This window comes from Cetobacterium somerae ATCC BAA-474 (genome assembly GCF_000479045.1).
GTDB lineage: Bacteria > Fusobacteriota > Fusobacteriia > Fusobacteriales > Fusobacteriaceae > Cetobacterium_A > Cetobacterium_A somerae.
Map to the genome: position 1 here is coordinate 1 of NZ_KI518133.1, position 6,645 is coordinate 6,645.

At 24.2% G+C, this 6,645-nt stretch carries 9 protein-coding genes; 5 read left to right on the top strand and 4 right to left on the bottom strand.

Annotated elements, in window-relative coordinates; all coding sequences use genetic code 11:
• Positions 1 to 144 precede the first annotated feature (144 nt).
• From HMPREF0202_RS06000 to HMPREF0202_RS06010, 3 genes are all read left to right on the top strand, one after another.
• The gene (locus HMPREF0202_RS06000) at positions 145 to 672 is read left to right on the top strand and encodes a GNAT family N-acetyltransferase (protein ID WP_040406610.1); all 528 of its coding nucleotides are present in this window, start codon (positions 145 to 147) and stop codon (positions 670 to 672) included.
• 46 nt (positions 673 to 718) lie between these two features.
• The gene (locus HMPREF0202_RS06005) at positions 719 to 1,123 is read left to right on the top strand and encodes a hypothetical protein (protein ID WP_023052261.1); all 405 of its coding nucleotides are present in this window, start codon (positions 719 to 721) and stop codon (positions 1,121 to 1,123) included.
• Between the two features lie 88 nt (positions 1,124 to 1,211).
• Entirely contained in the window at positions 1,212 to 2,135 is a 924-nt protein-coding gene (locus tag HMPREF0202_RS06010; RefSeq protein ID WP_023052262.1) for a glycosyltransferase family 9 protein, read from the top strand.
• Between the two features lie 30 nt (positions 2,136 to 2,165).
• Here the strand turns inward: HMPREF0202_RS06010 and HMPREF0202_RS06015 are convergent, their stop codons facing one another.
• Complete coding sequence (locus tag HMPREF0202_RS06015; protein ID WP_023052263.1) at positions 2,166 to 2,801, bottom strand: YoaK family protein; 636 nt, start codon at positions 2,799 to 2,801, stop codon at positions 2,166 to 2,168.
• A 123-nt stretch (positions 2,802 to 2,924) separates the two neighbouring features.
• On the opposite strand from HMPREF0202_RS06015, the gene HMPREF0202_RS06020 reads away from it, so the two are divergent.
• Positions 2,925 to 4,115, top strand: a complete 1,191-nt coding sequence (locus HMPREF0202_RS06020; RefSeq protein ID WP_023052264.1) for a cytochrome c biogenesis protein/redoxin — start codon at positions 2,925 to 2,927, stop codon at positions 4,113 to 4,115.
• Positions 4,116 to 4,144: 29 nt separating this feature from the next.
• Here HMPREF0202_RS06020 and HMPREF0202_RS06025 read toward each other — a convergent pair whose 3' ends face one another.
• Genes HMPREF0202_RS06025 through HMPREF0202_RS06035 form a run of 3 tightly spaced genes read right to left on the bottom strand, consistent with a single transcriptional unit; the run spans position 4,145 to position 5,058 of the window.
• A complete protein-coding gene (locus tag HMPREF0202_RS06025; protein WP_023052265.1) occupies positions 4,145 to 4,354 on the bottom strand; it encodes a hypothetical protein in 210 nt (69 codons plus the stop codon).
• A gap of 17 nt (positions 4,355 to 4,371) precedes the next feature.
• Positions 4,372 to 4,599 (bottom strand): zinc ribbon domain-containing protein, encoded by a 228-nt coding sequence (locus HMPREF0202_RS06030; protein ID WP_023052266.1) that lies wholly within the window; start codon positions 4,597 to 4,599, stop codon positions 4,372 to 4,374.
• An 18-nt stretch (positions 4,600 to 4,617) separates the two neighbouring features.
• Positions 4,618 to 5,058: a YaiI/YqxD family protein gene (locus HMPREF0202_RS06035; RefSeq protein ID WP_023052267.1), complete on the bottom strand. Its 441-nt coding sequence runs from the start codon at positions 5,056 to 5,058 to the stop codon at positions 4,618 to 4,620.
• 131 nt (positions 5,059 to 5,189) lie between these two features.
• On the opposite strand from HMPREF0202_RS06035, the gene HMPREF0202_RS06040 reads away from it, so the two are divergent.
• The gene (locus HMPREF0202_RS06040; protein WP_023052268.1) at positions 5,190 to 6,626 is read left to right on the top strand and encodes a bifunctional metallophosphatase/5'-nucleotidase; all 1,437 of its coding nucleotides are present in this window, start codon (positions 5,190 to 5,192) and stop codon (positions 6,624 to 6,626) included.
• The last annotated feature ends 19 nt before the right edge of the window (positions 6,627 to 6,645 follow it).

Consider the following 6,645-nt stretch of genomic DNA (forward strand, 5'->3'; position numbering starts at 1 on the left):
ATAAATACAAAGTTATATTTATATATAAAATATAAATATATATATGAGTAGTTCTCTTATTTTAAGAAATAGAAAAAATATTTGACTTTTCAACAAATTAAAGGTAATATGAATGTCAATATCTTAAAATGGAGGGGATTTATTATGTTTAAAGGTAAAAAAATCAAGCTTAGAGCTTATTATTCAAATGAAGTTGAAAGAGTTTTAAAATTAATTGAAGAAGACAATCTAAGAGATACTCTATCAATTGGAACTATTTTTCCATTATCTTATGAATTTCAAAAAAGCTTTATGGATAAAAACCTAGCTCCTAACGGAGAACTTTTTAATTTTGCAATTGAATCCCTTGAAACTAATGAATATATTGGAGGATGTGGGATAAATAGTCTAGATAGAAAAAATAGTGTCGCCACAATTGGACTATGGATTGGTAAAGAATATCATGGTTTTGGTTTTGGTTCTGATACTTTAAGAGTTCTTTGTAAATTTTTATTTGAAGAAATGAATATTCATAAAATAAAATTAGATTATTTTGAATTTAATGAAGCTGGTAGAAGATGTTATGAAGCTGTCGGTTTTAAAGAGGAAGGAAGAAATAGAAAAGAATTGTATAGATATGGTAAGTATTACGATACTATCAATATGGGACTATTTAAAGATGAATTAAAGTAAATACTTTTTTCTAAAAATTTGTCCAACTTAAAAAGGAGTGATTTAAATGTTTGAGCAAGAATTTATAGAAAAACATATTAATTACGTTTTTAAAAATTGGAATGTAAATTACGAAGATTTAGACCAAGATGTTGAAGCTACTTATAATGTCGATTCTTTACCTAAATCTGTAGAAGATATCATTTATGACTATTATACTGAAGACATAAGAAAAATTTTAGAAAATATTTCAAAAGATGATAACTTATTTTTTCTTTATAATGATAGTGTTATAGAAAAATTAAACAAAGTAGACTCTTCTCTTTTAAATGACAGAGAAAAATCAGTTTTGACTTTTTTAAAAACAAATTATAGTCCTTTACAAAATAAATGTTGTTGGGATTTAATTTTAGACAACTTTTATAAAGTTTTAGAATCTCTTCGTGAGAAATATATAAACAAAAATCTCTGATTTTTTTATAAAATAATTTTTTCTCTAATTTTTACCATTTTTTTACTTTTATATTAGATAATATCAATATATAAAAGGAGATGGTTCTATGAAAAAATTGGGATATATTATTGGAAAATTATTTTTAGATAAAAAAAGAAACCTTCAAGTAATAGGAAAAAAAGTTTTAATTAACGATTGTCAAAAAATAGGAAATTACTTATTTAAAACACCTTTAATAAAAGGATTAGCTTTAAATGGATATGAAGTGTCTATTTTAGCTAGTAAGGTTACAAAAGAATTAGCCTCAGCAAATCCATATATAAAAGAGATTATTATAGATAATACTTATCAAAAAAAATCTTTTGATATTTTTAAAAATATTAAAACAGGAATAAAATATAGAAATAAATTTGATTATTATATTGAACTAGTTGGAAGTATCTATTTAAGAGAACTAATTCTTATGAAATTGCTAAATGCAAAAAAAATTATTGGAATTGAAAGAAAATATAGTAAACATTTTGATATTATTGACAAAATAACTAAAAAACAAAATCACATGAGAGAGAATGGAATTGAAATATTAAAAGTATTTGGAATAAAAGATCCTGGAGGGACTTATGATATTCATTTTGATAAAAAAAATAAATATGATAGACTTTTAAAGAAAAAACCTTTAATTTTATATAACGGAACTGCTTCAACTATTTCAAGAAGTATTCCTATGGAAAAAGAAAATTCTATACTCAATAATCTTGCTAATATAAAATGGGCTGAAGTAAGAAAAATAGAAAAAGAAAATTCTATTTTAGATTTATGCAGTTTAATTAAAAAAGCTGATTTAGTAATCTCTGTAGATACAGGAATTACTCATATCGCCTCTGCCTTCAATATACCCACTATAGTTCATAAAAGCAATGAAAGTGTTTATCCTAAAAGTAGTATAAGTATTGAAAATTCATTATATGATGACAATTTATATAAAATGGCTGAGGATATTTTAGAATATATTTATATCATGTCTGCATAAAAGTTGATATTGTAATAATATCAACTTTTTTTATTTTCTTGAACTCATATATAAGCCACAACTTATATAAAGTATCCCATACAATAATAATATATAGGATTTAAAGAAAACTAATAAAATTAAAGCAACTACTCCCCCTAAAATGTACTGTCCTATTTCTAAAGCTGATAGGAATATATTCTCAATTTTATTCTTTTCACCCTTTAGAACTTTTCCTATATAACTCCCTAAATCAGTTAAATTTCCAGTCATATGAGTACTTCTTATTAAGCTACCTTTAAATCTTATTGACATTCCATTTTGAAATCCCATAGTTAAAGTTAAAAAAAATAAAAACAATTTATCGGTTTTATCTAAAAAATAACTTATTAGCACTATACAACCAAAAACTACTATTATCTTTCCGTACCGTTTAATATTTATCTCTTGAAAATTACTACCTACAATAGAAGATAAAATTGACCCACCCATAAAACAAAATATCATTATAATAAGTTCAACCAATTTTTTATAAAATCTAATATCATAAATATATTTTGCAACTGAAGTAAATGTTCCTGAATAATGTGATATCGGGTAACCAAAATAAGTTAACGTTATAATGTTTATAAATCCACTAAAAAAGCAAATTGATGCAACTATTATATAATACTCTTTATCTTTCATATAACCATCTCCTTATATCTTTTATACTCTACTAAAAAAAGAAGTTTTTCTTTTTTATTGTCTTGCTTTTCTATAAAAAATACTGTATTCTTTTGATATTAATTAAATATAAAGGAGTTTAGTATGGAAGTTGGATTACTTTTTTATTCTTTAACTTTTTTAGGAGGATTTCTCTCTTTTTTCTCTCCATGTGTAATACCTATAATTCCCATATATTTTAGCTTTTTAGCTGGGAATGGAAAAAAAAGTGACTGTTATGGAAATATTAGTTATAATCAAAAGAAAGTTTTTTTTAATACTTTATTTTTTATATTTGGTATTTCAACTTCATTCTTTATTTTAGGAGTTTCTTTTACTACAATTGGTGACCTTGCATTTAGCCAAAAAGATATAATCTCTAAAATAGGTGGAGTTATTATTATTATTCTAGGTTTATTTCAACTTGGGATAATTAAATTAAATCCTTTATACAAAGAAAAAAGAATTGCTTATAGTGATAAAAAAATAACGCCTTTTGTAGCCTTTATAACTGGTTTTACATTTAGTTTTGCTTGGACTCCCTGTGTTGGACCAATTCTTTCTTCAGTTTTAATTTTAGCAGCTACTTTAAAGGATAATAGTATTGGAAATTTATTAATATTTATTTATTCATTAGGTTTTGTTATACCTTTTTTATTGATAGGACTATTTACAACAACCTTATTAAACTTTTTTAAATCTAAGCAAAATTTTTTAAAGTACACAGTTAAAATTGCTGGAGGATTTTTAGTAATTATAGGTACACTTACATTTTTGGGATATACGAATCAACTATCTAATTATTTTATTCCATCAACACTCAATGGTTCAATAACTAATAATACAGAAACCATTTTAAATAAAGATAGTTATCGTTTATTAGATCAATATGGCAATGAACATATTTTATCCAACTATAAAGGTAAAGTTGTTTTTCTAAATTTTTGGGCTACTTGGTGTCCACCTTGTAAAGAAGAAATGCCAACTATTGAAGAACTTTATAAAGAATTTGGAGAAAATAAAAATGATGTTATTATACTAGGGATAACAAATCCTGTTACGGAAGAAAATCCAAACGGACAAGATAAAAATATTGATGAAATTAAATATTTTTTACAAGAAAATAACTATTCTTTCCCTACAGTTTTTGATAAAACTGGCATATATTTTGATAACTTCAAAATTCGAGCTTTTCCAACTACATATATCATTGGAAAAGATGGTGAAATAAAAACTGCCATTCCAGGAGCTATGACAAAACAACAAATGTTAAAGCTTATTAGAGATAACATTTAACTTTAAAATAAACGAGGAAATAATTTAAATTATTTCCTCGTTTTAATTTTTTTAAGAAAATCTCTTATTTTTTTTATTAAATTCTTCTCTTTTTTTAAAGATGGATTTAATATTTTTAATTTATTTCTAATTGTCTTTTTTATCTGTCCATTAGGACAAATATTACACATTTTAGCCTTACATTTCTCACAACCCAATGATATTTTCTCTAATTTTTCTTCTAACTCTTCTATCCCCATATTTTCCCCTTAAACCTCTATTTTACTTCTTCTAATTTATAAATAACATCTTTTCTTGATTTTAGTTCATTACACTTGGTACACCAATAGCTTATTGATCCACATGCAGCTAATTTTTCAAGTTCAATTCCATCTTTTGGACAATAAGCTTTTCTCGTATATCTTTTATTACAATTTTTACAAATATACTCATTCCCAATTTTTTCTAATTCTTTTCCACAATTCTTACATTGATTAGTATTCATTCTTCCTCCTTAATCAAACTATTTATTTATATCTTCTAAAAGTTTTATTAAATTTTTTTCAAAATCTTTATTTTGATTCATAGTTCTTTTCTTTGGACCTTTTGTTCTTTTTCCTGCATTTCTCATTTTCTGAGACATATGCCTACTAAAAAGTAAACTTTCTATATTAAATTTACTATAAATCAATCCATCTTGGTTTATTGCAAAAGCTTCTTTAGACAAAATAATTGAAGCTAATCCATAATCTTGAGTAACTATTATATCTTTCTTATCAGTCTTAGATATAATAGCAAAATCTACTGCATCTGCACCTTGAGAAACAACTATTGTCTCAACTTCATCCCTCATTATTTTATGAGCATTATCACATATTATTAAGCATTGTATCTTTTTCTCTTTAGCTATTTTAACAGCTATATCTGTTACAGGACATGCATCTGCATCTATTATTATTTTCATTAATTTTACATCCTTTTAAATTTATTCTATAATTATATCTTAACAAAATTTATTTATAAAAATCAAGAAGCATATATCATTTTTATAAATTATGTGATAGACTGGAAAAATACAATTTTTTAGGAGGCATTATGATTTTTGATAATACCAATTATGATTTAACTTTTGTACATCTTAACGATATTCATGGAAGGGTTAATGGTGAAAATAACAGCATTAGTTTTCCTAAACTATTTACTTTTTTAGAATCTTTACGTAATAATAAAAAAAATGGTAAAGTTTTCTTAATTGATTCTGGAGATACACTTCATGGTACTCCTTTCGCAAATTTTTCTAAAGGTGAATCTATTATTACTCTTTTTAATGCTCTTAAATTTGACTATGTAACTATAGGTAATCATGATTTCAACTATGGATTTAATCACTTAAAATCACTTATAAATTTACAGACCTATAAAACATTAGCTTTAAATTTAATTGATAAAAATAATAATACCAATATTCTTCCATATGATATTGTCACTTTTAATAAATTTAATATATGCTTTTTTGGACTTCTTACTCCTGAAACTTATTATAAAACAAATTCAAAAAATATAATAAACTTAGAATTTACAAATCCTGAAGAATCTGTTAAAAATCTATTAAATAATTTAGAAAATAAAAACATTGATTTATTTGTGGGAATAACTCATCTCGGATGTGATAAAAGTACCAAAATCATTAATCAAAGTTTTAATTTAGCTAATAACTTCTCCAAGATTGACATAATTTTTGATGGACATAGCCATACTGAAATAAAAGAAAAATGTATAGTTAATAATACATTAATCAGTCAAGCTGGAAGTTACAATAAAAATATTGCTATTATTCAATTAAATTTAAACGATAAAAAAAGTAAATGGAAATATAAATTAATGAGTTCAAATGATTTAGATTATTATGAAAATAATTTTTATATTGAAAACATAATTGCAAATATACAAAATACACAAAACTCTATCAGTAAAACAACTATAGCTTATTCAAAATTTCCATTAATTGGCGATCGAGAATCTGTTAGATGTAAAGAAACAAATTTAACACAACTTATAACTGATGCTATTCTCTGGAAAACAAATTCTGATGCTGTACTTATTAATGGAGGTAGTATTAGAGAATCGATCTCTCAAGGATATATAACAATTGAAGATATTTTTAAATCAATTCCTTTTAATAATCATATTGTTACAAAAAAAATAAAAGGAAGTAATTTAAAAGAAGCTCTTGAGAATGGTTTAAAAGCCTTTCCTGAACCTTTAGGTGCAATGGCTCAAGTTTCTGGCATGCGAGTCGTTTTTAACCCAAATAATCCACCATACAAGAGAGTTAGTGAGATTTATATAAAAAATAATCCTATCATTTTAGATAATTACTATAATATTGCTGTAACAGATTTTATGTCATCAGGCGGGGAAGAATATACCTCTTTAATTCAAGGAGAAAATATTAATTACTACTCTAGCGTTGAAGATATTGTTATTGATTATTTAAAAAATATTAAAATTGAAATAAGTGGGTCTAATTAAATATTTGTGTAAACCTTCA

Excerpts from the sequence above, each read along its gene's own strand:
- HMPREF0202_RS06000 (WP_040406610.1), top strand. The coding sequence starts at position 145 with ATGTTTAAAGGTAAAAAAATCAAGCTTAGAGCTTATTATTCAAATGAA.
- HMPREF0202_RS06005 (WP_023052261.1), top strand. The coding sequence starts at position 719 with ATGTTTGAGCAAGAATTTATAGAAAAACATATTAATTACGTTTTTAAA.
- HMPREF0202_RS06010 (WP_023052262.1), top strand. The coding sequence starts at position 1,212 with ATGAAAAAATTGGGATATATTATTGGAAAATTATTTTTAGATAAAAAA.
- HMPREF0202_RS06015 (WP_023052263.1), bottom strand. The coding sequence starts at position 2,801 with ATGAAAGATAAAGAGTATTATATAATAGTTGCATCAATTTGCTTTTTT.
- HMPREF0202_RS06020 (WP_023052264.1), top strand. The coding sequence starts at position 2,925 with ATGGAAGTTGGATTACTTTTTTATTCTTTAACTTTTTTAGGAGGATTT.
- HMPREF0202_RS06025 (WP_023052265.1), bottom strand. The coding sequence starts at position 4,354 with ATGGGGATAGAAGAGTTAGAAGAAAAATTAGAGAAAATATCATTGGGT.
- HMPREF0202_RS06030 (WP_023052266.1), bottom strand. The coding sequence starts at position 4,599 with ATGAATACTAATCAATGTAAGAATTGTGGAAAAGAATTAGAAAAAATT.
- HMPREF0202_RS06035 (WP_023052267.1), bottom strand. The coding sequence starts at position 5,058 with ATGAAAATAATAATAGATGCAGATGCATGTCCTGTAACAGATATAGCT.
- HMPREF0202_RS06040 (WP_023052268.1), top strand. The coding sequence starts at position 5,190 with ATGATTTTTGATAATACCAATTATGATTTAACTTTTGTACATCTTAAC.